The 24,094-nt window shown below is 43.7% G+C and carries 24 protein-coding genes; 21 read left to right on the top strand and 3 right to left on the bottom strand.

Features of this window, described 5'->3' with window-relative positions; translation table 11 throughout:
- Nucleotides 1-1,311, top strand: coding sequence for a bifunctional folylpolyglutamate synthase/dihydrofolate synthase (locus M3593_RS05430; RefSeq protein ID WP_144477685.1), 1,311 nt, complete (start codon nucleotides 1-3; stop codon nucleotides 1,309-1,311).
- A gap of 82 nt (nucleotides 1,312-1,393) precedes the next feature.
- Nucleotides 1,394-3,112: a sensor domain-containing diguanylate cyclase gene (locus M3593_RS05425; protein ID WP_144477687.1), complete on the top strand. Its 1,719-nt coding sequence runs from the start codon at nucleotides 1,394-1,396 to the stop codon at nucleotides 3,110-3,112.
- 29 nt (nucleotides 3,113-3,141) lie between these two features.
- Here the strand turns inward: M3593_RS05425 and M3593_RS05420 are convergent, their stop codons facing one another.
- From M3593_RS05420 to M3593_RS05410, 3 genes are read right to left on the bottom strand one after another with little or no spacing between them, the layout of a single operon-like run.
- Nucleotides 3,142-4,116, bottom strand: coding sequence for a hypothetical protein (locus M3593_RS05420; protein WP_144477689.1), 975 nt, complete (start codon nucleotides 4,114-4,116; stop codon nucleotides 3,142-3,144).
- A gap of 12 nt (nucleotides 4,117-4,128) precedes the next feature.
- Nucleotides 4,129-4,557 carry a PilW family protein gene (locus tag M3593_RS05415; RefSeq protein ID WP_144477691.1) on the bottom strand — a complete coding sequence of 143 codons (429 nt, stop codon included), beginning with the start codon at nucleotides 4,555-4,557 and terminating at the stop codon, nucleotides 4,129-4,131.
- A 4-nt stretch (nucleotides 4,558-4,561) separates the two neighbouring features.
- Entirely contained in the window at nucleotides 4,562-4,978 is a 417-nt protein-coding gene (locus M3593_RS05410; RefSeq protein ID WP_186326767.1) for a PulJ/GspJ family protein, read from the bottom strand.
- Nucleotides 4,979-5,309: 331 nt separating this feature from the next.
- On the opposite strand from M3593_RS05410, the gene M3593_RS05405 reads away from it, so the two are divergent.
- The 19 genes from M3593_RS05405 to M3593_RS05315 all read left to right on the top strand — a co-directional run bounded on the left by M3593_RS05405 (nucleotide 5,310) and on the right by M3593_RS05315 (nucleotide 24,046).
- Nucleotides 5,310-6,662 (top strand): VanW family protein, encoded by a 1,353-nt coding sequence (locus M3593_RS05405; protein ID WP_251541012.1) that lies wholly within the window; start codon nucleotides 5,310-5,312, stop codon nucleotides 6,660-6,662.
- Nucleotides 6,663-6,687: 25 nt separating this feature from the next.
- The gene (locus tag M3593_RS05400) at nucleotides 6,688-8,349 is read left to right on the top strand and encodes a GspE/PulE family protein (RefSeq protein ID WP_251541010.1); all 1,662 of its coding nucleotides are present in this window, start codon (nucleotides 6,688-6,690) and stop codon (nucleotides 8,347-8,349) included.
- A 13-nt stretch (nucleotides 8,350-8,362) separates the two neighbouring features.
- The gene (locus M3593_RS05395; RefSeq protein ID WP_144477699.1) at nucleotides 8,363-9,403 is read left to right on the top strand and encodes a type IV pilus twitching motility protein PilT; all 1,041 of its coding nucleotides are present in this window, start codon (nucleotides 8,363-8,365) and stop codon (nucleotides 9,401-9,403) included.
- Between the two features lie 2 nt (nucleotides 9,404-9,405).
- Nucleotides 9,406-10,611: a type II secretion system F family protein gene (locus M3593_RS05390; RefSeq protein WP_251541009.1), complete on the top strand. Its 1,206-nt coding sequence runs from the start codon at nucleotides 9,406-9,408 to the stop codon at nucleotides 10,609-10,611.
- Between the two features lie 126 nt (nucleotides 10,612-10,737).
- On the top strand, nucleotides 10,738-11,202 hold the full coding sequence (locus M3593_RS05385; protein ID WP_144477703.1) for a type II secretion system protein: 465 nt from the start codon (nucleotides 10,738-10,740) through the stop codon (nucleotides 11,200-11,202).
- Nucleotides 11,203-11,206: 4 nt separating this feature from the next.
- Entirely contained in the window at nucleotides 11,207-11,959 is a 753-nt protein-coding gene (locus tag M3593_RS05380) for a prepilin peptidase (RefSeq protein WP_144477810.1), read from the top strand.
- A gap of 16 nt (nucleotides 11,960-11,975) precedes the next feature.
- Nucleotides 11,976-12,971 (top strand): type IV pilus biogenesis protein PilM, encoded by a 996-nt coding sequence (gene pilM, locus M3593_RS05375; protein WP_144477705.1) that lies wholly within the window; start codon nucleotides 11,976-11,978, stop codon nucleotides 12,969-12,971.
- Nucleotides 12,968-13,609 carry a PilN domain-containing protein gene (locus M3593_RS05370; protein ID WP_144477707.1) on the top strand — a complete coding sequence of 214 codons (642 nt, stop codon included), beginning with the start codon at nucleotides 12,968-12,970 and terminating at the stop codon, nucleotides 13,607-13,609. Before pilM ends, M3593_RS05370 begins: the two co-directional genes overlap by 4 nt.
- Nucleotides 13,606-14,427, top strand: coding sequence for a hypothetical protein (locus M3593_RS05365; RefSeq protein ID WP_144477709.1), 822 nt, complete (start codon nucleotides 13,606-13,608; stop codon nucleotides 14,425-14,427). Before M3593_RS05370 ends, M3593_RS05365 begins: the two co-directional genes overlap by 4 nt.
- 117 nt (nucleotides 14,428-14,544) lie before the next feature.
- On the top strand, nucleotides 14,545-15,666 hold the full coding sequence (locus M3593_RS05360) for an SPOR domain-containing protein (protein WP_186326769.1): 1,122 nt from the start codon (nucleotides 14,545-14,547) through the stop codon (nucleotides 15,664-15,666).
- A 191-nt stretch (nucleotides 15,667-15,857) separates the two neighbouring features.
- On the top strand, nucleotides 15,858-16,430 hold the full coding sequence (locus M3593_RS05355; protein ID WP_144477713.1) for a Maf family protein: 573 nt from the start codon (nucleotides 15,858-15,860) through the stop codon (nucleotides 16,428-16,430).
- Between the two features lie 82 nt (nucleotides 16,431-16,512).
- Nucleotides 16,513-17,184: a RadC family protein gene (radC, locus tag M3593_RS05350; RefSeq protein ID WP_186326775.1), complete on the top strand. Its 672-nt coding sequence runs from the start codon at nucleotides 16,513-16,515 to the stop codon at nucleotides 17,182-17,184.
- 161 nt (nucleotides 17,185-17,345) lie between these two features.
- On the top strand, nucleotides 17,346-18,368 hold the full coding sequence (locus tag M3593_RS05345) for a rod shape-determining protein (RefSeq protein ID WP_144477717.1): 1,023 nt from the start codon (nucleotides 17,346-17,348) through the stop codon (nucleotides 18,366-18,368).
- A 76-nt stretch (nucleotides 18,369-18,444) separates the two neighbouring features.
- Nucleotides 18,445-19,335 carry a rod shape-determining protein MreC gene (gene mreC / locus M3593_RS05340; protein ID WP_144477719.1) on the top strand — a complete coding sequence of 297 codons (891 nt, stop codon included), beginning with the start codon at nucleotides 18,445-18,447 and terminating at the stop codon, nucleotides 19,333-19,335.
- The gene (gene mreD, locus M3593_RS05335) at nucleotides 19,332-19,850 is read left to right on the top strand and encodes a rod shape-determining protein MreD (RefSeq protein ID WP_144477721.1); all 519 of its coding nucleotides are present in this window, start codon (nucleotides 19,332-19,334) and stop codon (nucleotides 19,848-19,850) included. The genes mreC and mreD overlap by 4 nt, the downstream gene beginning before the upstream one ends.
- A 330-nt stretch (nucleotides 19,851-20,180) precedes the next feature.
- Entirely contained in the window at nucleotides 20,181-20,861 is a 681-nt protein-coding gene (minC, locus tag M3593_RS05330; RefSeq protein WP_144477723.1) for a septum site-determining protein MinC, read from the top strand.
- Nucleotides 20,862-20,863: 2 nt separating this feature from the next.
- Nucleotides 20,864-21,667 (top strand): septum site-determining protein MinD, encoded by an 804-nt coding sequence (gene minD / locus M3593_RS05325; protein WP_144477725.1) that lies wholly within the window; start codon nucleotides 20,864-20,866, stop codon nucleotides 21,665-21,667.
- 743 nt (nucleotides 21,668-22,410) lie between these two features.
- Nucleotides 22,411-23,187 carry a M23 family metallopeptidase gene (locus M3593_RS05320; RefSeq protein ID WP_251541007.1) on the top strand — a complete coding sequence of 259 codons (777 nt, stop codon included), beginning with the start codon at nucleotides 22,411-22,413 and terminating at the stop codon, nucleotides 23,185-23,187.
- The gene (locus M3593_RS05315) at nucleotides 23,180-24,046 is read left to right on the top strand and encodes a M50 family metallopeptidase (RefSeq protein WP_251541005.1); all 867 of its coding nucleotides are present in this window, start codon (nucleotides 23,180-23,182) and stop codon (nucleotides 24,044-24,046) included. The genes M3593_RS05320 and M3593_RS05315 overlap by 8 nt, the downstream gene beginning before the upstream one ends.
- Nucleotides 24,047-24,094: the final 48 nt, after the last annotated feature.

Below are 24,094 nucleotides of genomic sequence, written 5' to 3'. Positions count from 1 at the left end.
ATGTTTGAAACATATGAGCAAGCGATAAATTGGATCCATGCAAGACTGCGTCTGGGCATGAAGCCAGGACTATCAAGGATGGAATGGATGCTTGAGAGACTGGAGCATCCTGAAAGAAGGATCAAGACAATCCATGTCGGCGGTACGAACGGAAAAGGCTCTACTGTCACCTTCCTTCGTTCGATTCTGCAGATAGCAGGCTACCGTGTCGGCACCTTTACCTCGCCCTATTTCGAACAATTCAATGAGCGGATCAGCATCAACGGGCAGCCTATCAGTGATGATGAACTGGTTGAATTGACGAATGTGATCAAGCCGCTCGCAGACGAACTGGACCAGACGGAATTGGGCGGACCGACTGAATTTGAAGTAATCACCGCCATGTCGATCTATTATTTTGCAAAAATGTCTCCCGTTGACGTTGTCATTTATGAAGTGGGGCTTGGCGGACGTTTTGATTCGACGAATGTCATCCATCCGCTGTTGTCGATTATCACAAGCATCGGGTTGGACCATACAGCGATACTGGGTGATACATATGAACAAATCGCTTTTGAAAAGGCGGGCATCATCAAGAACGGTGTGAGTGTCATTACGGGAGTGAAACAGCCGGAAGCGCTCGAAGTGATCAAGAAAAAAGCGCAAGAAGGAAAATCACCGCTGTATGTGCTGGAAAAAGATTTTTCAACAAGTTCCAGGGAATCTCTGCAGCAAGGCGAGCGATTTTCCTTCTCAAGCATGTTCGGCCAGTTTAAAAATCTGGAAACTTCCATGATTGGTTCTCATCAGGTCGACAATGCGGCATGTGCTGTCATGGCGGCCCAGGTTCTTGCAAACTACTACTCCTTCATTATTGAGGGAAATGATGTCCGGGAGGGACTCACCAAAGCTTACTGGCCGGGACGTCTCGAAATCCTTAGTGAGGCACCATATGTCTTGATTGATGGTGCGCATAATGAGGAAGGAATAAATGCCCTTGCCAGTGAAATAAAATCTCGCTATGCCGATAAAAAGATTACCATCTTATTCGCGGCTCTCAAAGACAAGAAGTTCGACAAGATGATTGCAACACTGGAAGATGCAGCGGACTCGCTGGTATTCACAACATTCGATTTTCCGCGGGCAGCGTCTGCTGAAGAGCTAATAGAGGTTGGAAACAGCAAGAACCTTAGCATTGCTCCAGATTATCCTGACTTCCTTCATGAGAAAATAAATGAGATAAAAACCGATGAAATCTTAATCGTGACAGGCTCTCTGTATTTTCTTTCAGACGCAAAGCCCAGGATTATCAACCTGCTGAAAAATAAATAAGAAAATTATGACATTCGACAAAAAGTTTGCTAAAATATTTAAAAAGTGAGACTTTTTACCCAGGGAGAAAGGAGGTGGATAGATGAAAATAACCCCTATGTTCAAAAACTCAATATGGTTTGCATGGCTGATGGCCGTTCCAGTCGGAATCTGGGTGATTTATCAAGTCTATCCACCTCCCAATGTGAGCATCTGGGAAGTCATTCCCTTTCTTGTTCTGATGGCCGTGGTGGCTTCCATGCCGATGGTCGTCAACAATACGCCAATCTTCCTGATCCAATGGGTTTCACTCGCGGTATTCCTGAACTATGGAATTTTCATCGAAATGGTGCTAATGCAAATTTCGGTCTTGATCCTTCTAATGAGGCTGCGTGTACAAAAATCAGATATATACAGGTTTCCACTAAACTCGTTAATGTTCTTTATTGTATCATTGGTGAGCGGCCTGCTGTTTTATGCGCTTGGTGGTCGTGAAGGTGTTGATCTGGCAAAGAACCCATACACTTATGTCCTCGGAACTGTTTATGGCATTAGTAATTACGGGGTAAACACCCTATTCCTGTTATTTTTGCAAGCGGTAATCTTTAAACAGAAGGGTCAATATTTCGGGAAAGACTTCATATGGGAAACAGTCACAACATTTATTACATTCCCGATTGGCTTCGTGCTATATGAGCTGTATTTAAGTGAAATGGGACATTATTCGTTATTGTTCGTAGGGATTCCGTTCGCAAGCCTGTCTATCATTCTCAGTCTCTATTACTCCAGCGGCAAGGTGAACCAATTTTTACAGAATGCGGCGGAAATCGGACATCAGCTGGCAGAAAGATTAAAGGCGGATGAAGTGCTTGATCTTTTCGTCAAAAAGCTGATTGAAATGCTGCCGGTAGACTATGCTTACATATTGGATGTAGTGGAAGATAAGGAATTGAAACTGATCCATAAGGTTGAATTCGGGGAAGTACTGGAACCGATTGCGGAACCGCTTGAAAAAGGCAAAGGAATCAGCGGACTCGTCTGGGCAGGGAAAAAACCTATGCTCTTCCATTCCAGAAAAGAATGGAGCCACATAAATTCCGGCTACGTCCCAGCGGGAGCTGAAAGCATACTTGGCGTTCCCATTGTCCGGAACAACCAGGTTGTCGGTGTACTCGTCCTCGCCGCAAACAAAAAAAGAGCATTTGAAAAATCACAATTGATGATTGTCGACATCCTCTGCTCCCACTTCGCGATTGCCGTGGAAAATGCAAGGCATCACGAAAAAACGAAGGAAAACAGCGAGCGATGCGCGCTCACTGGATTGTATAATTACCGTTACTTCGAAAATAGGCTTACAACCGAATTCGAAAAATTGCAATTAGGCCAAAGGGAACTCTTATCCCTCATTCTCCTAGACATCGACCATTTCAAATCCGTAAATGATACATACGGTCATCAAAGCGGAAACGAAATCTTAATACAACTAGGGGAACGACTCAGGAAAAAAATCGGCAAAATCGGAACCCTTGCACGTTACGGCGGGGAAGAGTTCGTCATCCTGCTGCCCGACATGATGAAAGGTGATGCACTTAAACTCGCAGAACAAATCAGGCTGCTGATTGCCGATGAGGCTTTTATCCTCCTGCAATCAATGGATGAAGAAGGAAAGCAGCTGCATGTCAATATCACCGCCTCAATCGGCGTGGCAACAGCACCACAGGACGCCGATGATTCACTGGCATTGATCAGGCATGCAGACAGGGCCTTATATGTTGGAGCCAAGCGGTCCGGACGGAATCGGGTTGCGGAATATGTGAAATGAAGAAGGCTGATCCCCGTGGGATCAGCCTTTTAGTATTTTACATCTATACCTTCGTCAGGGTTGATGTACCATTGATCGTCATTTGGTCTTGGGCAGGATTTGTTTTGGCCTGAAGGGAAATCTGTGTATTCAATGAGTTTATTATTTTCGTCAATTTTATAGATGTTGCCGTAAATGCAAAATAAATAAGCATTACCATTAAATTCAGGTGGGACAGCGAAAATTGCATCTCCGAATACTAAAATGTCTGCTGTACCAGAGAAGAGAACTTTTTCTTTAAAGTAGGCATTACCATTCACTTTGATAGCACGGTTACCTTGTATTTCAATTTTCTTTTCAAAGTAAGTGGATTGGTCAAAGGTCAGATGCTTATCCTGTCCTTTTAAGTTGATTTCCGTTGAATTCACGATTTTATAATCGGTTGGCAATGGTTTAGTTTCCCCAACCAGACTTTCGCCGTTCTTTTCAATAGTAATCATACTTTCCAAAACTTTAGTTTCTGTCTTAGTTTTGCCATAACTTTTAAAGTTAACTGCGATAGTATCATCCGCCTTAATGTCTGAAATAGTAATATCCTTGACCTCGTATACATTATCTCCTTCAACGGTTCTTAAAAGAGAATTGTTGAGTGCATCAATTCTGAGTTTCAGATCTTTCAGGAAGTATTCATCATATTCGACAGTACATCGAATTGTGTTTTTCTTACACGTTTTTACTTTGCCCAGAGGGTGAGGTTTTTTGTTCCCGTTGTTGTTCTTAATTGCTGTATCAGCCTGGGATTCCGCGTAGATGTTTGCCCGGCTAACAGCATTTGCAAGCCATGCTTCATAGTGGGCAACACCCATTTCTGCAATGTCGGTGGCCTTATTGGTCTCGTCTGTCTTATTAAATTGTTTGCGGGCAGACAGTGCCATTCCACTCAATGAAAGAGCCAGGGTAAAGGTGATGGTGATAATCACCAGGACAAGGACAAGTGCATACCCTTTTTGATTTTCCACTTTCAAAACGAGACCTCCCTAATATCTTTTTACGGTCGTTTCAACTTCATATGTCTGCCCTTTTTTATCGGTTAAGTTTAGATGAACTGTAAGTGGTTGATGAGCGTCTACTTTTATATTATCTATGGAAGCTGGTGCAGGATAGCCTGCCTTTAATTCAAGATCATAATTGGTTTCGCCAAGCAGGGTATCTGCAGAATCTTTGCCAATGTAGGCTCTCTTGTCTGAATCATCATAATTTATCCAATAGGAATCATTTTTCTGGTGATACTCCTTAATAGTTGCCAGGATCAGATTGGCTGTCTGACCCATGCTATTTTTATCGGAGATTTGATCGTAATTATTATTAAAACTGAAAAACACTCCGTATATTACTCCTGATATGATGAAAAGCACAGTAATTGCAGCGAGAAGTTCTACCAATGACAATCCCTTTTGGTTATTCATGTACTCACCTTCTTATATACGTATATGTTTCAGAGGAACTTTCAGGATCATCGTTGTCAAAGATTGTTACTTTGGTTTTAATCAAATTTTCTTCACCAGGCTTAAAAATTGCCGATATAGTATATGCACTATTGATAGCTTGGCCGGAAAGTGCTTCCAAGCTTTCTTTATTTAAGACACAATCAAAATCAACACAATCAGTTACCGTTTGCAACCTACTCTTAGATATATATACTTCGATTAAATTTACAATTTGCTGGGCAGTCTGAGATGTTGATAGTTTCTCTTCATTTTTTTTGACGAATAATGCTGATTGGCTGAAGAAGCCAGCAAAAGAAGTAAGAACTATTGTAAGAATTACGATTGACAATAAGACCTCTAGCAACGTCAAACCACGCTGGTCATCCAACTTTTTTACCAAGACTTTCTTCCTCCGTCTTCTAAATCTAGTAATTTTATTATACAATATTACTATGTGAAAATTGTCTAATTTTGAGAATCCAAGCAGAATATTCATATGAAATTTGTTGTAATCAGCGATTTATAGAAAAAAAGAAAATAATAGCATGTTTTTTTATAGGTATTTTGGTTCATAGTCATTCCAGGGATGATTAAGCTTCCGAGATAGCTACCTGGTAATTGAAGGCAATAAACCCTTTAGGTATGAGATCTCCTGCTTCAATCAAAAATCGGAAATACATAAGATTACACTCTTTAAATCTATTAAATTAATCTGCGGGGAGAAAAAATACATGAGAAAGCAGCAAATCATTAAATTTTCGCTAATCCTCTCTGTTTTTTCTGTGTTTATATTTAGTTTCGCCTATTATGGAATACCCGCATTCGGATTCCGCGCATCCAGTAACCAGGCATTCTCTGAAAAAACATACATAGGCACCGTGGACGTATCTAATAAAACACATGAGCAGGCAAAGGCAGCGGTTGAAGCGAAAGTGAACGAGTGGGCAGCAGCGACCAGAATCAGTCTGGTATTTAAAAGTGATACCTTTGCTGTTGATCCATCACAATTCATTTACTTAGTTGATGAATCGGTTGCTGACGCTAAAAGCGGAACTCAAAATGAGCTTTATGTAGAAATGAACGAAGGTATTCTAAGCAGGTTGACCCTGCCTGAAACTATAGTCAGGCATATAGAAAAAGAAATGCTTATGAATGAATTGCGTGCAGCCGGTCAACGGTTTTTACCATCATTGGAGATCAGCCTGGAAAACTTTCTTCCGGAAGAGGAGCCAGTAACGATATCAAAAACTTCCATTGATCTTCCTGATGAGAGCAATGAAATTAAAGAACTCGTGGAAGTGATTCAAAAAATAGAAATAGCTTCCGAATCTCCAGTCTCTTTAGTTAAAACTGCGTATGAAAAAGGGCTGATCGAAAAGTCTTCTTTTGCTTACAGTCAAATTGCATCTGCGATCTATAAAGCGGTATTGCCAACAAATTTTACAATTACAGAGAGACATATCAGTTCTGTATTGGCAGATAATATTGAGCTTGGTTTCGAGTCAAAGGTTGATTTTGCGAAAAGCCTTGATTTGAAATTTTATAACCCCAACAAAACACCCTACAGGATAGAGCTTACTATTGTTAATGAAGAATTGCAGGTAATGATTAAAGGAGCTCCTCTACTATATGAATATAAGGTTACAGCATCTGGGAAGCAGGAGTTCAAACCAAGAACAATAAAACAGTACTCCCCACTTTTACAGCCGGGTCAAAAGTCGGTAGAGAAAAAAGGTAAAGCAGGATACCTGATTACAGTCAACCGTGAAAAGTACGGGCAAAAAGGAGAGCTCCTTGAGTCCCAATTCCTTTCAGAAGATTTTTACCGGCCTGAACACAGAGTGGAAATACTGCCGGTGGCCCCTGCAGTTCAGCCTGCTAGCCCAGACAATAACAGCATTGGCACTGTAGCAGGACCGGCTGAAAACAAAACAACTACAACTGTTCTGCCCGGTGTTCCAGCAGGAGCGGACAGCACCGCACCAACTCAAGATCACAGCAATGACTCTCCAGGACAGGATACAAGCGCCGAAGTGGAAGACGATAGCAGTCTCTGGGGAAAGCCGAATGAGGAGCCAAAATAATCAGTAGGACCGGGAGCGAAAGAAGATGAGACAAACACGTAAGCGGCTTGGTGATTTATTAGTCGAAACAGGGATGCTTACAGCTGAACAGCTGCAGGCAGCCCTTGCTGAAAAAGCTGATGGCCAGAAGCTTGGTGATGCATTGCTCCAACAGGGCCTTATCACCGAACAGCAGCTGATTGAAGTACTGGAATTCCAGCTAGGCATCCCGCATATCAGCTTATATCGCTATCCGTTTGATACCAAATTGTTTACCCTCGTGCCAAAAGAATTGGCGACAAGGAAATTGGTCATTCCGCTGAAAAAAGAAGGCGATAAATTATTTGTCGCGATGGCAGATCCAATGGACTTTTTTACAGTAGACGATCTCCGGCTTTCGACAGGCTTTCAAGTCGAAACTGCTATTGCAACAAAGGACGATATCCTCAGGGCAATCAATAAGTACTACGATAGCAATGAAGGGTTTGAAGAGTTCATGGAGCTCAATGCTCCGGTTGAAACGATAAAGGAAGAAGTGCTGACTGAAGCAGATTCGCCGATCATCCGGCTGGTCAACCAGCTGCTTTCTGGTGCTTCCACTCTAAAAGCGAGTGATATTCATATAGATCCTCAGGAAACAAGAATAGTCGTCCGTTATCGAGTTGATGGAATACTCAGAGTTCAAAGAGTATTGCCTAAGCATATGCAAAATGTGCTGATTGCCAGGATTAAAATCATGGCGAACCTGGACATTACAGAGAATCGCATTCCGCAGGACGGGCGCATCAAGGTGAATATTGACTTCCATCCTGTTGATTTGAGGGTTTCGACAATGCCGACTGTATTTGGTGAAAAGGTTGTCATGCGAATCCTTGATATGGGAAGCACATTGAATGATATAGAAAAGCTTGGATTCAACAAGCAGAACGTTGATCGGTTCTTGAAGATGATTACTAAGCCAAATGGAATCGTATTAATTACGGGTCCAACAGGATCAGGAAAATCATCGACATTATATGCAGCTCTTAACAAGCTAAACAGCGAGGAAGTCAATATCATCACGATTGAAGACCCGGTAGAATACCAGCTTGAAGGCATAAACCAGATCCAGGTGAACCAGAATGTTGGAATGACATTTGCAGCAGGGTTAAGATCCATTCTCCGGCAGGATCCTGACATCATCATGGTTGGGGAAATACGGGACAAGGAAACCGTTGAGGTATCTGTTAGAGCATCCCTGACAGGGCATCTTGTTTTAAGTACGCTCCATACGAATGATGCACTAAGTTCAGTGACACGAATGCTTGATATGGGTGTAGAGCCTTTCCTGGTTGCATCATCTTTAAGTGGAGTAGTCGCCCAGAGACTTGTCAGAAAGGTCTGTCGGGATTGCGCCAAAGCACAAGAGCCAACAAAGCGGGAAATCGATATTTTCGCAAAAAGAGGAATTCAAATCGATACCGTCTGGAAAGGCAGTGGCTGCTCTTCCTGTAATATGACAGGATATCGCGGCCGGATTGCCATCCATGAGGTATTGGACATTAATGAAGAACTTCGTAAAGCTATCATGAATGAGGAGCCTGTCACCGTTCTTCGTGAAATTGCCGTTAAAAACGAGACCATCTTTCTTATTGACGATGGCTTGCTGAAGGTAAAGCAAGGTCTTACGACTACTGAGGAAGTATTAAGGGTGGCAATTACAGAGTAAGCGGGGATCGAAAATGAAAGAAAAAATCGAACATTTGCTGAGTACCGGATTTGAACGTAAGGCCTCTGACATCCACATTACAGTCGGTGTGCCACCCATATTGAGAATCAACGGTGAATTACAAAGATTTGGCACAGAGGCGATTTTGCCTGAAGATACAGAGGGAATGGCAAAAGCAATCATTCCTGCAAAACTATGGGACGACTTCAAGTCCAAGGGGGAACTGGATTTCTCCTACGGCATACCTGGCATATCGAGATTCAGGGTCAATGCTTATCACCAGAGGGGATGTGTCTCCCTCGCAGCACGTGTTGTCCCAACCACAATTCCTACTCTTGAGGAACTGGAACTCCCCTCGGTCTTGAAGAAGATTGCCGAGAAGCCACAGGGGCTTGTACTCGTTACCGGGCCAACAGGAAGCGGGAAGTCAACAACACTGGCAGCAATGATACAGTACATAAATAAAAATATGTCGAAGCACATAGTCACACTAGAGGACCCAATTGAGTATTTGCATAAGCATGGGAACAGCATCATAGACCAGCGTGAAGTGGGCTTCGATACGAATAACTTTGCCAACGGATTGCGTGCCGCGCTCAGACAGGATCCTGACGTAATCCTGGTAGGGGAAATGCGTGACCTTGATACAATCCAGACGGCTATTACTGCGGCTGAAACAGGCCATCTCGTGCTGGGTACATTGCATACATCAAGTGCGCCGGCAACCATCAACCGGATTATCGATGTGTTTCCATCCGCCCAGCAAGCGCAAATCCGGATCCAGCTGGCTTCAGTCCTGGTTGCTGTTGTTTCACAGCGATTGTTTCCGACGGTTGATAAAAGAAGCCGCCGCGGAGCAACTGAAATCCTGATCAATAATGCGGCAGTGGCCAATTTGATCCGGAATGAAAAAATCCACCAAATCATCAGCATTATGCAAACATCAAAAGCATTTGGCATGCACACGCTTGAGATGAGCATTAAGGAACTGGTCATGCAGGGGATTATCTCGAGGGAATCAGCTGAACCATACTTACTGGAGAAGTTGGTGTAAGAATGGCGAGATTTAAATATTCCGGACGTGACCGGACAAAAAAACGCTCAGGGACCATTACTGCTGGCTCCAAAAGAGAAGCGCTCGAGAAGTTGCGGGCAGAAGGAATCCGCACTACAGATATCATCGAGGTTCCCGAGACACTGCTGACTAAGGAAATTTCATTTGGTAATCCTGTCAAACTCCAGCATCTAGTCATTTTTTTGCGCCAGTTCGCCACTTTGCTTAAAGCAGGAGTATCGGTTGTCGAATCGACGAAGATTCTTGCCCACCAGACAGACAGCAAAGCATTAAGGAAAGCACTGTTAGATATTGAAGCAGAGTTAAGAGAAGGAAACCAGTTATCCCAGGCTTCTAGCAGACATAGCAAAATTTTCTCTCCTATGTATATAAATATGATCAAAGCTGGTGAGGCCGGCGGCAATATGGATGAGACACTTGAACGTCTTGCCGATCATTATGAAAAACAGCATAGCATCAGGCAGAAGATTGTAGCCGCATTGACATATCCTGCAGTGATCGGCCTGATCGCTGTTGGCGTCGTAATCTTCCTGCTTGTTTCAGTAGTCCCAACATTTGTAGGGATGTTTGAAGATTTTGGCGGGGAACTTCCAGCTATCACAATGTTCGTACTTAAGGCAAGTGAGTTCATGCAAAGTTTTTGGTGGTTGCTCCTTCTGTTTTTTATTGGGTGTACTGTTTCACTAGTTTTAGCGAAGAAAAATAAGAAAAGTAAATATTACCTTGATTACGCCATGTTAAGAATGCCGATTTTTGGGAAGCTGATGCAAAAAGCAGTGCTTGCAAGGATGACCCGTACACTAAGTTCATTGTTCACAAGCTCAGTACCGATCCTGCAAGCGTTGTCCATTGTAGAAAATGTCGTCGAGAATGAAGTGATTGCCCGTGTCGTACGCGATTCCCGTGACGCTATGGAAGTCGGAGAATCCATGACTGGACCAATGCGCAGGCACTGGGCTTTTCCGCCACTCGTCACCCAGATGATTGCAATCGGAGAAGAAACCGGTTCACTTGACGGCATGCTCGGAAAAGTCGCAGATTTCTATGAAAAGGAAGTAGAGACAAGCACCGACCAGCTAAAGTCACTAATCGAGCCGATCATGATTGTCTTACTCGCTGGACTCGTCGGAACGATTGTCACCTCCATCATGGTCCCAATGTTCGACATATTCAATCATGTGAACTAGGAATTGGCAAATAAAGACAAAAAACAACCTAATTTATATATTAATTTAAAAGTCAATCAATTATAATACTGGTAGATACATAGTTCTTTTGTACCGGGAAAATAAAACTAAAAAGGAGAGGTTCGAATGTTAAAAGCGATTAAGAAAAAAATGAAAGATCAAAGAGGTTTGACACTTGTCGAACTTTTGGCGGTTATTGTTATTTTGGGGATTATTGCTGCGATTGCTGTGCCGAGTGTAGGTAGTATTATAGAAAATTCTAAAAAAGATGCTCACATCGCTAATGCTAAACAAATGGCAAATGCTGCTAGGTTGGCAGTAACTAATGGCACTATTACTGTCCCAAGTAGTGGATCAGTGAATATTGATTTAGGAGACTTGAAAACCGGTGGCTACATTGAGAATATTAAAAACCCTAGTAATAAAAGTGTAAATTACAATGACGATGCGAGTCTTGTAACCATTACCAAGGTTACTGGAGGATATAAATATAGAGTAACTTTAAAAAGTGGTTCTGATGCTAGTTTAATAAACCACATTACTGATGATGTAGACGCAAGCGAACTTGAAAGAACAAACGTTTCTTTATAATAATATGTATATTTTCTTATTTAGTTACGGCCTCCTTCTAGGCTCCTTCTACAACGTTGTAGGACTGCGAGTGCCGGAAGGCAAATCCATCGTAGCACCGCGCTCTTCCTGTCCGAAATGCGGGCACCAGTTGATGGCACTTGAGTTAATTCCTGTTCTATCATATCTATTCCAAAGGGGGAAGTGCCGCCAGTGCAAGGTCGGCATTTCTCCCGTTTATCCTTTCTTCGAGCTTTTGACGGGCTTGCTTTTTGCCGGAGCATTTCTGTTAAAGGGCTGGAACTATGAGCTTTTGATCGCTCTTACGCTCATCTCTTTGTTTATTATTATTACGGTCTCTGATCTGGCTTATATGATCATCCCTGATAGGGTGCTGCTGGTGTTCGCAGGGATTTTTGCTCTCGAGCGAATCTATCAGCCTCTTATGCCTTGGTGGGCTTCTCTTATCGGTGCAGCTGCTGGATTCATTCTCCTCCTATTAATCGCTTTCGCAAGTAAGGGTGGCATGGGCGGCGGTGATATCAAGCTTTTTGCGTTGATTGGTTTCGCTGTTGGTTTTAAATCGATGCTGCTCTCCTTCTTTTTTTCCACCTTCTTTGGGGCTTTTTTCGGAATCATCGGCCTGCTATTTGGTCTGGTAAAGAAGAAGCAGCCCATTCCATTCGGGCCATTCATCGGCATTGGCACGCTGACTGCATATTTTTTCGGAGAGAAAATAATAGATTGGTATCTGAATCTATTGCTTACAGTTTTTTAATAAGGAGTTTTTTGAAATGGCATTTCCTTTTTTTTCTGGCAGAAGCAAAGTTGTCAATATTGTCATCAATGACCATGCTATTCGTTATGTTGAATTAAAACAGAAGAATCCAGCCATTCCGCTTCATTATGGACAGCGCTTTTTGCCTCCGGGTGTCATTTCGGACGGAAAGATTCAAGATTTTGATACATTGGAGAATATCCTTGACGAATGCATTGAAGATTGGAAGATTGCTAAAAGGGAAGTTCGGTTCATAGTACCCGATTCCCTGGTGATGATCAGAAAGGTTTCTATTCCCTCTGATGTGAAAGAGGATGAAATCCATGGTTACTTATATTTGGAGTTAGGGACTTCAATCCACCTGCCTTTTGAGGATCCGGTGTTCGATATTGTAACCCTTGGCTCTGAGGGCAAACAACAAGAAGTTCTAGTTTTTGCTTCTCCTGAAAAATATGTGACTGAATACGCAGATTTGTTCAAAGCTGCCAGACTTAAACCGATTGCTGCCGATATCTCCCCGCTGGCGATATACAGGCTATATCACCAATCTGATTTATTCCGCAAACATGATGTCCTGCTGTCGGTCCGGTTTGACCTTGATGTTATCAGCATGTGTGTATTTGAGGAACATATCCCTGTTTTTATGCGTCATATCCCTGGTGACTTGAAAGATAACTGGAAGGTCAAGTTGAGTAAAGGTGAAGTTTCTGAACAGACAATGGTGTATGAAGGAGAAATTTCCGAGCTATCCTTTCAGCTTGAGGATATTTACCGCGATATCATAAAGTTGATGGATTTTTACCGTTATTCACTTACCCAGGGTAAAAAAGAAGTAACAAAAATCCTGGTAACTGGGGACCATCCAATGCTTGAACGTGTAATTGCAGACATGAAGGAACAATTTGAAGTCCATGTGGATACCTTGAGTATCAATTTACCTGGAAGTGAGCAGGGTATCTTCCCTGATTCTTTTCATCTGGCGCTGGGCCTTGGATTAAAAGAGGTGCAATGATGCTTGTAGAGATTAATCTTTTACCTAAAAAAGAACATAAGAAATCCTCCGTACTCTTTATGGCACTGGCAGGAATTCTTTTAGTATCGGTAAGTGCCTCGGTTATTTTTTTTCAGGGAAGCAGCTACGAGGACAGGATGGCTTCTCTTGATCAACAGATTGTGAATGTTCAAAAGCTGAATGAAGTCCAACAGGCAAAATTAGCTGATGGAGATACAGGCAGTTCTGCTGCGATGCTTCAGCAAGCGGTGGAGTGGGCAGAACAATACCCAGTTGAAACGGTTCCGCTTCTGCAGAGGGTCATCGGACTTTTGCCGGAGCGAGGATTTATCCAGGAACTTGAATACGGTAATGCAAACTCTGTAGTGATTAAGATTCAGTTTGATGCCTCAAGAGATGCGGCATTTTATTTGAGTTCATTAAAAGACTCGGAGTGGGTTGAGAAAGTGATACTTTTGAATATTGTGGCAGAAACTGATGACCAAGTAACAAGTACCGCAGGAGCAACACTTTCTTCTTCTCAAGCGAGAGAAGAGGAAACCCTTCCGCGCTATAGTGCGGAATACGAAATCTTTTTCAAGCCTGAACAATTCAAAGGGCACAAGGGAATTGCTTCTAAAGAAGGAAGTGGCACATGAACCTCCAACTTGAAAAGAAACATATCATGACAATGCTTGCTATAGGATTGTTGGCAATATTGATCTATTTAGGTGGTTTTGTTCTTTACATATCTCCTTTGAAAGGCAGCATCGCATTAAAAGAAAGCCAGCTTAAAACAGAGCAAAAGCTGAGCAAGACATTGGAGAGCCGTATATCCACAGCTAGTGGGAGTGATTTTAATAGTACTGTTGAACTTCAGAAAAAGCTCCCCGTCGACCCGATGACCGAACAGCTCGTGTTAGACCTTGAGAAGGCGGAGGTCATATCTGATAGTTATATCACTTCGATGGAATTCAATCATGACGGAGAAATCGCCAGTCACGAACAGGCTAGTAACAGCGGGAAGCAAAGTTCAGAGGAGGAAACTGCCAATGGCCAAAACCAGGGGGTGGAAACCATTTCTGCAAACAATGCGCCGCAGGTAAATCTTCCTAAAGGGGTTTCTAAATCCTCTGTGACGGTTACAGTTGAGTCCCACGGCTATTTTTCCCTCGAAAAATTCCTGGCCACTATGGAGGACTTACAGCGAATTGTTATGATTGAAGCCATGTCATTCAGCGGTCCTGAGGAAATTACTTCTCTTTCGGATAAAAATAGTAAAATTACGATGACCGTTACAATAAACACGTTCTATCTGTCAGGTGTTGATGACTTAAAGGCTGAAAGCACTAAGATCGAAACCCCAGCCCCGGCCAACAAGCGCAATCCGTTCCCGACTTTCGGAGATTATTCAGAAGATAATCTTATAGAGTCAGAAAAGTCTATTGATGAAACTAGTGAAATGGATGGCAACTAATCTAGTAAAAAAATTGACGAAAGCATTCTATAACAAGACGACAAAAGTCTTGTTATTTTTTTTTGTCTGTGTGATAGGATGAAGCAAAACAGGAACGGGCAGGGGGAGGTACAAGCTTTGGACAAGCATGGCAAAACGATTACAATCAAGATTAATGGCAAGAACCGTCCGGTTCAGGAAGACAGGCAGGATCACCAAAACGGCATCGAAAAAAAGAAGCAGAAAGAAGATAAGGTTGAAAATAGTAAAATTGAAAAAGAAAATAGCGGCAAGTTCCCGATTAATGATCTTCGTGATGATCGGGGCAAGGTATATCCACTGGATAATGAAGCAGCGTTAAATGAAACTGCGGCTGCCCAGGAAAAGACTGAGGAAGACTTTGACTGGATTTTACCTGATCCCGTCGAACAGGAGATTGTCAAAGAATATAAAATCGCGCCAAAGCAGCAGAAGAAGAAAAAGAAAAGTCTGGGGATATCGGTTTGGAACACAAAAACAAAACGTAGCAACCGGTTTTACACGACAATTTTTGTGACGGTCTTTTTGGCGGTGTTGCTGGGAACGGCGTTTGGGATTACTTTCCTTAAGTTTGTCGCATCTGAACAAGACACGACTGCACTACCGACTGTGAGTGCCCCGAAAGAAGGCTCTCCAGCGAAAAATCCGGCGAGCGGCGGGGAAGAGCTAAAACTAAAACCAATTCCAGTGTTCATCGTCCAGAACGGAATTTTCACGACCGAGGATGGTGCGAAGGAACGAGTGAAGCTGCTTGCAGATAAAGGAGTCACGGCTGAGCAGTTTTCTGTAAATGGCCAATTCGCTGTCTATTTAGGAACAGCCGGCAGCATCGAGGCGGCGAAACAACAGGCTGAGGCCCTCAAAGCCAAAGGTGTGGAGGTTTTTGCGAAGCCATTCGAAATTCCGGGAGGAACAGCCGCCGGTTTGAACGCAAATGAGGCAAAGTTCCTCCAACAAGCTCCGGAACTGTATTCAATCATGGTGAGCGGATCACAAGCTTCACCAGAGGAAGTGAAAAAGGCAGAAGATTTTAACGCACTCCTCGGAAAAATTGCGGACAAAAATATAAAGGATCAAAATATCTTAAAAGCGAAGGCCAGTATGGAGAAGGCAAGTGCTTCTTTCGCCAGCTACCAGAAGTCGAAGGACGCCAACCAGCTTGAGGAAATGGAGAAAAGCCTACTCTCATTCCTATCTGCCTATCAGGCCATTGGAAAATAAGCCATAGTAGTAACGAAGCCCCAAAAGAATATTTTCCGGGAAATTGTACAAATTAACAGAGCCTTCGCCATTTTGCGGCAGGCTCTGATTTTTTTTGCCAATTACTTGGCTAATTATTGTCGCAAATGGTGAACTCTGATAGTATTAGCTTGTGTCTCCCTTTGACGCAATAAGAAAAGAAAGGTGATTTTATGCAACGCCTCATTTTAGCCTCTTCTTCTCCACGGCGAAAAGAACTTCTTGAAAACCTCCGCTTGGAATTCGAAATCTCGAGCAGTGATGCAGATGAAAGTTTCAGTGAGACCCTAAGCCCATCTGAAGCAGTGATGGAGCTTGCTTCAAGGAAGTCAGGGACAGTAGCTCAACATTTTCCGGATTGTTTTGTGATTGGCTCAGACACTGTTGTGGTCCATGATGGAATGATTCTTGGAAAACCTGAAAGCGGACAAGAAGCTTCAAAGATGCTCAAAACGCTGTCTGGGAATACTCATTCAGTCTACACCGGAGTATCAATCATCTCCCCTGAGAAGGAAACGCGTTTTTATGAAAAAACAGATGTGACATTCTGGGATCTGTCAGATGAAGAAATCGACACCTATATAAAGAGCGGTGAACCATTCGATAAGGCGGGCGGCTATGGAATCCAGGGATTCGGCAGCATGCTTGTCAGGGAAATCAGTGGAGATTACTACACAGTTGTTGGACTGCCTGTATCAAGATTGATCAGGGAGTTAAGAAAAATCGGTTACAACCTTCCTTATTAAAAGAAAACCACAGAAACTTCTTCTACACTTCCCTCGTCATAATCATGACCGGGAGGAAAATGTATTGTCTACACATTCATTAATGATCAGAGATTATCCGCAAAATGAGCGGCCGAGGGAGCGCTTTGTCCAGAATGGCCCCCAGAGCCTTTCCAACCATGAATTACTTGCCCTGTTATTAGGCACGGGATCGCGGGATGAATCGGTCCTCCAGCTTGCGAACCGGATGCTTTCCCAGTTTGAGGGGCTGCGCCTGTTAAAGGACGCGACCCTCGAAGAACTGACCCAGATTAAAGGGATCGGCCAGGCAAAAGCGATCCATGTTCTCGCTGCCGTTGAAATCGGCAGGCGTATCGCCAATCATACCCTTGATGAACGCTATGTCATCCGCTCCCCGGAGGACGGTGCAAAATACCTCATGAATGATATGCGCTTTTTGACCCAAGAGCATTTCGTCTGCCTGTATTTGAATACGAAAAATCAGGTGATACACAGACAGACAATATTCATCGGCAGTCTTAACGCTTCGATTGTCCATCCGAGAGAAGTGTTCAAGGAGGCAGTCCGCAGGTCGGCGGCTTCAGTCATTTGCGTCCACAATCATCCATCCGGCGACCCGACCCCGAGCAGGGAGGATATCGAAGTCACCAAGCGGCTTAGTGAGTCGGGGAAAATAGTCGGAATTGAATTGCTAGACCATTTGATAATTGGGGAAAATAAATATGTTAGTTTGAAGGAAAAAGGGTATGTATGATACTAGGATTTTGATTGACGTTACGATATAATATAATTTATGATTTTTGCGGACGAGCTTAAAAACTCGTCGGAAAATCCGCCTATGAACATTCAACTAATTTTGTTATAGATTGCCTGTTCTTTTATTGCATTTTTTTGTTAAGAAAGGGAGATACAAATATGTTTGGGATTGGAACAAGAGACCTGGGAATCGATCTCGGTACTGCGAATACGCTTGTTTTTGTTAAAGGAAAAGGGATTGTTTTAAGAGAGCCATCCGTTGTGGCCCTGCAGACAGATACAAAAAACATCGTCGCAGTGGGAAATGACGCTAAGAACATGATCGGACGTACGCCTGGTAACGTCGTAGCATTAAGGCCGATGAAGGACGGCGTCATCGCGGATTATGAAACAACAGCGACAATGATGAAGTATTATATCAAGCAGGCTACGAAAAACAAAGGTTGGTTTGCCGGCAAGCCTTATGTAATGGTCTGTGTTCCATCAGGAATCACTGCGGTTGAAGAGCGCGCGGTAATCGACGCAACTCGACAGGCTGGCGCAAGGGATGCGTTCACGATTGAGGAACCGTTTGCAGCGGCCATCGGTGCCAACCTTCCAGTTTGGGAACCGACAGGAAGCATGGTGGTTGATATCGGGGGTGGAACAACAGAAGTCGCGATTATTTCCCTCGGCGGAATTGTTACATCCCAGTCTGTCCGCATTGCCGGTGATGAGATGGACGACGCAATCATCAACTATATCCGTAAAACGTATAACCTTATGATTGGTGAGAGAACGGCAGAAACGATTAAGATGGAAGTAGGTTCAGCAGGTGACGCCGAAGGAATCGAAAACATGGAAATCCGCGGCCGTGATTTGTTGACCGGTTTGCCGAAAACAATTGAAATCACTGCAGAAGAAATTGCTAAAGCACTTCACGATACAGTATACGCGATTGTCGATGCTGTTAAGCTGACACTTGAAAAAACACCGCCGGAACTTGCTTCCGATATCATGGACCGCGGAATTGTCCTGACAGGCGGAGGCGCATTGCTCCGTAACCTGGATAAAGTCATCAGTGAAGAAACAAAAATGCCAGTATTGATTGCTGAGGATCCTCTGGATTGTGTCGCTGCCGGAACAGGCAAGGCGTTGGATCATATCGATCTATTCAAGAGCAAAGCAAAAGAATCAAGATAATTTGAAGAAGGGAAGCGGAAATCATCCACTTCCCTCATCTTCTGTCATCCATATTTTTAGATTAGAGGTGTGAATCATGCCACAGTTCTTTTTTAATAAACGCCTGATAATGCTTCTTGTGAGCATTATAGTCCTCGTGGCATTGATTGGTTTTTCTTTGAGGGAAAGAGAAGAATTAACATGGCCGGAGCAATTTGTCAAAGACTCGACCAGCTGGGTGCAATCCATTGTATCCAGACCAGTTAATTATGTTGCAGGCTTTATTGAAAACCTTCAAGACTTGCAAAATACATATCAGGAAAACAAAGAGTTGAAGAAACGCGTTGATGATATGGCCCGCCTTGAAGCCAAAGTATACTCCCTTGAAAAAGAAAACGAGGAGCTTCAGGAAATTTTAGATAAAAAAGAATCGCTTGCAGACTATGAACCAATCCAGGCCGTCAGGATTGCCAGAAGCCCTGAACGCTGGAATGAGTTGATCATCATCAATAAAGGTGCGTCCAACGGTGTGGAAAAAAACATGGCTGTCATCACGTCTAAGGGGCTGATTGGCAAAGTAAAGAGCACAACGCCGTTTTCAGCCACAGTCCAATTGGTCAGCTCGATCGATCCTACCAACAGGATATCCGCCATCCTTCAGGCAGATAAGCCGCTTTACGGCACAATTGAAGGATATGACAAGAAAAAAGAACTGCTTTTACTGAAAGGCCTTCCGTACAATGCCAAAATCGAAAAAGGGCAAAACGTCGTTACGACAGGAATGGGTGGTATCTTTCCAAAAGACTTGCCGATTGGCAAGGTCGTCGATGTCGTCCCTGATCAATTTGGCTTGAATCAAACAGCCTATATAAAACCGGAAGCAAATCTCTATGATTTGGAACATGTCATGGTTGTCAAGAAATCCATGGTCTCTGTAGACCTTGAAGAAAGCTTGGAAGATAGCGAAGGTGAGGAGGAAGGCAATTGATCCGTTTCCTGCTCCCCGCGCTTTTCGTTTTCTTATTCATTCTGGAAAGTTTGTTTGTTGAACTGCTGCCAGCTGAATTATTTAATAGTGACCGTATCCTCGTGCCGCATTTCCTGATGGCTGGGATTTTGTTTCTTACCGCATATCTGAGTCCGAAACATGGAATTCTGTACGGAATCATTTTTGGACTGCTTTTTGATCTAGTATACACAGAAATTATCGGGATTTATCTTTTCATGTTTCCGGTCATTGCCTATTTGTTCACATACATGATCAGGATTCTTCAAACCAATGTGCTGGTTGTTTCCATCCTGTCTCTTCTGGGGATTGCGTTATTGGAACTCGGGGTCTATGAGATGATGCTGTTAATAAAAATTACTGACCTGGACTTTTCGACCTATGTTAAAATAAGACTAGTCCCTACCTTGATTTTGAATCTGGCCTTTATCATTTTGGCTGCCTATCCGTTCAAAAAGCAATTCGAGAACGCCGCAGACAGACTCAGGCATGATTAAGGGATCCATACGGAGATTTCAAAGGGACTTTACCATGGAATAGAAGCATTATGAAGAAAAAAGCAATCATGGATATGGAAATAAAGGAATTTGGCAGGCGATTGTCGAATTCCTTTTAGGTACTATATGAAATTTATTTTTTTAGCAGACAATTGTCTTGCGCTTTAAGTTTTACTTTTACACTTAGATTAGTGTCTAGCTCCAGCGCCTAGCCCTTCGAGACGTTTCAATCCAATCATTGAAGTCAAAGAACGACTTCAGTGGTAGGCCTTCTAACACTCGTCGAGGTACCAAGGTGCTTGCGCTTTTCGTTTGAGGTGAACATCCAGTATGAAGAAAACACAAAATGTGACAATTAAAGGGACAAAAGACGGTCTTACGCTCCATTTGGATGATACTTGTTCTTATGACGACTTGAAAAAAGAGTTGGAGAGGAAGTTATCGAATTCCACTCGTGTCCAGGAGGAGCAGCAGCTGCTTTCTGTTAAGGTGAAGGTAGGGAACAGATACCTTACGAAGACCCAGGAAGAAGAGCTGAAAGACTTGATCCGGCAAAAGAGGAATTTGATCGTTGATGACCTTGAGACGAATGTCATTTCCAGGGATGAAGCCGAAAAACTTCGCCAGGAAACGGAAATCGTTCCGGTTGCCAAGGTAATCCGCTCAGGCCAGGTCCTTGAAATAACGGGTGACTTGCTGCTCATTGGTGATGTTAATCCCGGGGGAACAGTCAAGGCTACCGGAAATATATTTGTCATGGGTGCGTTAAAAGGGATTGCACATGCAGGTTCGGCCGGCAATGATGAAGCAGTGATTGCTGCTTCTGTCATGAAGCCTTCGCAGCTTAGGATCAGTGACTGCATAAATCGCGCTCCGGACGAGGTGCCTGAGGACGAAAATCGTGCAATGGAATGTGCGTACATATCAGATACAAAGCAAATCGTTGTTGATAGATTGCAAGTTTTAATGAAAAAAAGACCTAATTTAACTAGATTCGAAGGAGGCCTTTAAAAGTGGGAGAAGCGATTGTAATTACATCCGGAAAAGGCGGGGTCGGCAAAACGACAACCTCTGCCAATATAGGTACAGCTTTGGCCCTTCAAGGCAAAAGAGTCTGTCTGATTGACACAGATATTGGGTTGCGCAACCTGGACGTTGTCATGGGACTTGAAAACCGCATCATTTATGATCTTGTCGATGTCATTGAGGGCAGATGTAAAATCCATCAGGCACTTGTAAAAGACAAGCGCTTCGATGATCACCTTTATTTGCTTCCAGCTGCACAGACAAGTGACAAAACAGCGGTCCAGCCTGAGCAAATGAGGAAATTGGTCAATGAACTTAAGCAGGATTATGATTATATCGTCATCGACTGCCCGGCTGGAATCGAGCAAGGCTATAAGAATGCTGTTGCCGGTGCAGACAAGGCAATCGTTGTCACTACACCTGAAGTTTCGGCTGTAAGGGACGCTGACAGGATCATCGGCCTGCTAGAAAAAGAAGAGAATGTTGAATCGCCGAAACTGGTCATCAACAGGATCCGCAGCCATATGATGAAAAATGGCGACATGCTTGATGTCGATGAAATCACCACACATTTATCCATCGATCTCATAGGGATCGTAGCGGATGATGATGAAGTCATCAAAGCATCCAATCACGGCGAACCAATTGCGCTGAATCCAAACAGCAAAGCTTCCATCGCTTACAGGAACATTGCCCGAAGGATCCTCGGCGAATCCGTACCATTGCAACAGCTTGATACTGAAAGCAAAGGCGTATTTTCGAAGATCAAGAAATTCTTTGGTGTACGCTAAATATAAAGCACCTGCTTCCTCCCGGCTATCACGGGACAGTAGGTGCTTTTTACTTTTGTGGGGAGTAGTCCTCAGCTAGAACCAGTTCTCCCCCCCCGAAAAAGGACAAGTGGCCGGAATACGGTCGCAGCACAACCAATTCTCCGCCCGAAAAAGGACAAGTGGCCGGAATACGGTCGCAGCACAACCAATTCTCCGCCCGAAAAAGGACAAGTGGCCGGAATACGGTCGCAGCACAACCAGTTCTCCCCCCGAAAAAGGACAAGTGGTGGAAATATGGTAGAAGCACAACCAATTCTCCGCCCGAAAAAAGACAAGTGGTGGAAATATGGTAGAAGCACAACCAGTTCTCCGCCTGAAAAAAGGAAAGTGGGAGGAATACGGTCGCAGCTCAACGAGTTCTCCGCCCGAAAAAAGGAAAGTGGGAGGAATACGGTCGCAGCTCAACGAGTTCTCCGCCCGAAAAAAGGCAAGTGGCCGGAATACGGTCGCAGCACAACCAGTACTCCGCCCAAAAGAGAGCAAGTGGCTGGATTACGGTAGCAACCATAATGGTTTCTATTATGAAAAGTGTCAGAGTCAACCCACTTTTCTTACCCAAAGGGTCTCCAGCAGAAAAACTGTGAATTGATATTGGTTATTGAATTTTCTAAGCCTTCCACTCCCCCAAAAATGTCATACTCTTGTGGGACAGGTCATAAACTTGTACTAACATTGAGTACAAGGGGATTGGTGGGGATTGGATGAACTCGAGAGCTGACGATATACGAAGAAGGATGATGAAGCGGAAACGGGAGCGGGAGAGGATGGAGAAAACGAACCATAACCGTTTTTTCTCTACGGAGGAAGAACGGCATGGTTTTGACAGGCTCCCATCCTATGATATGGGTCCAGGGGAAGGGGGCCATCCGTTATTCAAGAAGGAAGTGTTTTTGTTCAAGGTGCTTGCATCTGCTTGCCTTGTTTTGATTGTGGCGATTATTTACCGGAGCCCTTCTGAAAAAGCTGTGTCGGTCCAGCAATACGTGAATCATACGATGGAGCAGGAGTTCCAGTTTGCTGCTGTTTCAGATTGGTATGAGGATCAATTTGGCAAGCCATTGGCACTTCTTCCGGCAAAAAATGCTGATGAAGATAGCGAGAATGAGGTTGCATCTGGCAGCCAATATGCGCTTCCTGCCTCTGGGAAGATTCTTGAGGATTTTGGCGACAATGGACAGAGGATCATGATTGAAATTGGCAAGGGTGCGGGTGTTGAGGCGATGAATGAAGGCCTTGTCCATTTTGTCGGCATGAAAGAGGGATTTGGTAAAACGGTGATTGTCCAACATGGGGACAAGAGTGAAACCTGGTATGGGAACCTGGACAAAATTGATGTGAATCTTTATGAGTACATTTCCAAAGGTGCGAAGGTGGGAACAGCGATGGACAGCGAGGACGGTCTTAAAGGTTCATTTTATTTCGCTATTAAAAAAGGGGATGATTTCGTCGATCCCGTCCAGGTGATCAAGTTTGAATAAAAACTTTGAATTATTGCGGAAAGTACAGATTCATCCTTTACTCTGGGTGGTCATCGCCCTTGCTGTTGCGACTGCGCATTTTATAGAGCTGATGATGGTGCTGCTGATAATTTTTGTTCATGAAATGGGACATGGTGCTGCAGCCTCTTTTTTTTCGTGGAGAATCAAGAAAATCGCCTTGCTGCCATTTGGCGGTGTCGCTGAGGTGGATGAGCATGGGAACAGGCCGCTAAAAGAAGAACTGGTTGTCGTGCTCGCAGGACCATTACAGCATGTCTGGATGTTGGGGCTTTCCTATTTGTTCTTCATCGCAGGGGTTTTCCCCGAAAAATGGCATACGTTGTTCATGGAGTATAATCTGATGATCCTGGTCTTCAACCTCATACCGATTTGGCCTTTGGACGGCGGGAAGCTGATGTTCATTCTGCTATCGATGAACACCTCTTTCCAGGAAGCCCATCTGCGTACCTTATATGGTTCAGTTGCAGCGCTGCTGATCTTTTCTGCTTCCCTGCTGTTCATCGCACCGCAGACGTTGAATGTCTGGGTCATCATAGGCTTCCTGGCATTTTCGCTGTATTTTGAATGGAAGCAGCGGCGCTTTACATTCATGCGCTTCTTGATGGAAAGACACTATGGCAAGCAAGTGGATTTGCGCGAGCTGAAACCCATCAATACCAGTGAGAATGAAATGGTCGGCCATGTGCTCGAAAGGTTCCAGCGCGGCTGCAAGCATCCGATCATCGTCAAGCAGCAGAATGGAAAGGAAATGGTGATTGACGAGAATGAATTGCTCCATGCTTTCTTCAGTGAAAAATTACTGACCGCCAAAATAGGAGATTTGCTTTACACCTATTAAAATAGGATAATGAATGCAGCGCAGACACCTTTTGCGCTGTATTTTTTG

The sequence above is a fragment of the Mesobacillus sp. MER 48 genome, assembly GCF_023714225.1.
Taxonomy (GTDB): Bacteria; Bacillota; Bacilli; order Bacillales; family Cytobacillaceae; genus Mesobacillus; species Mesobacillus oceanisediminis_A.
This window is presented reverse-complemented; position numbering and strand designations above follow the sequence as displayed.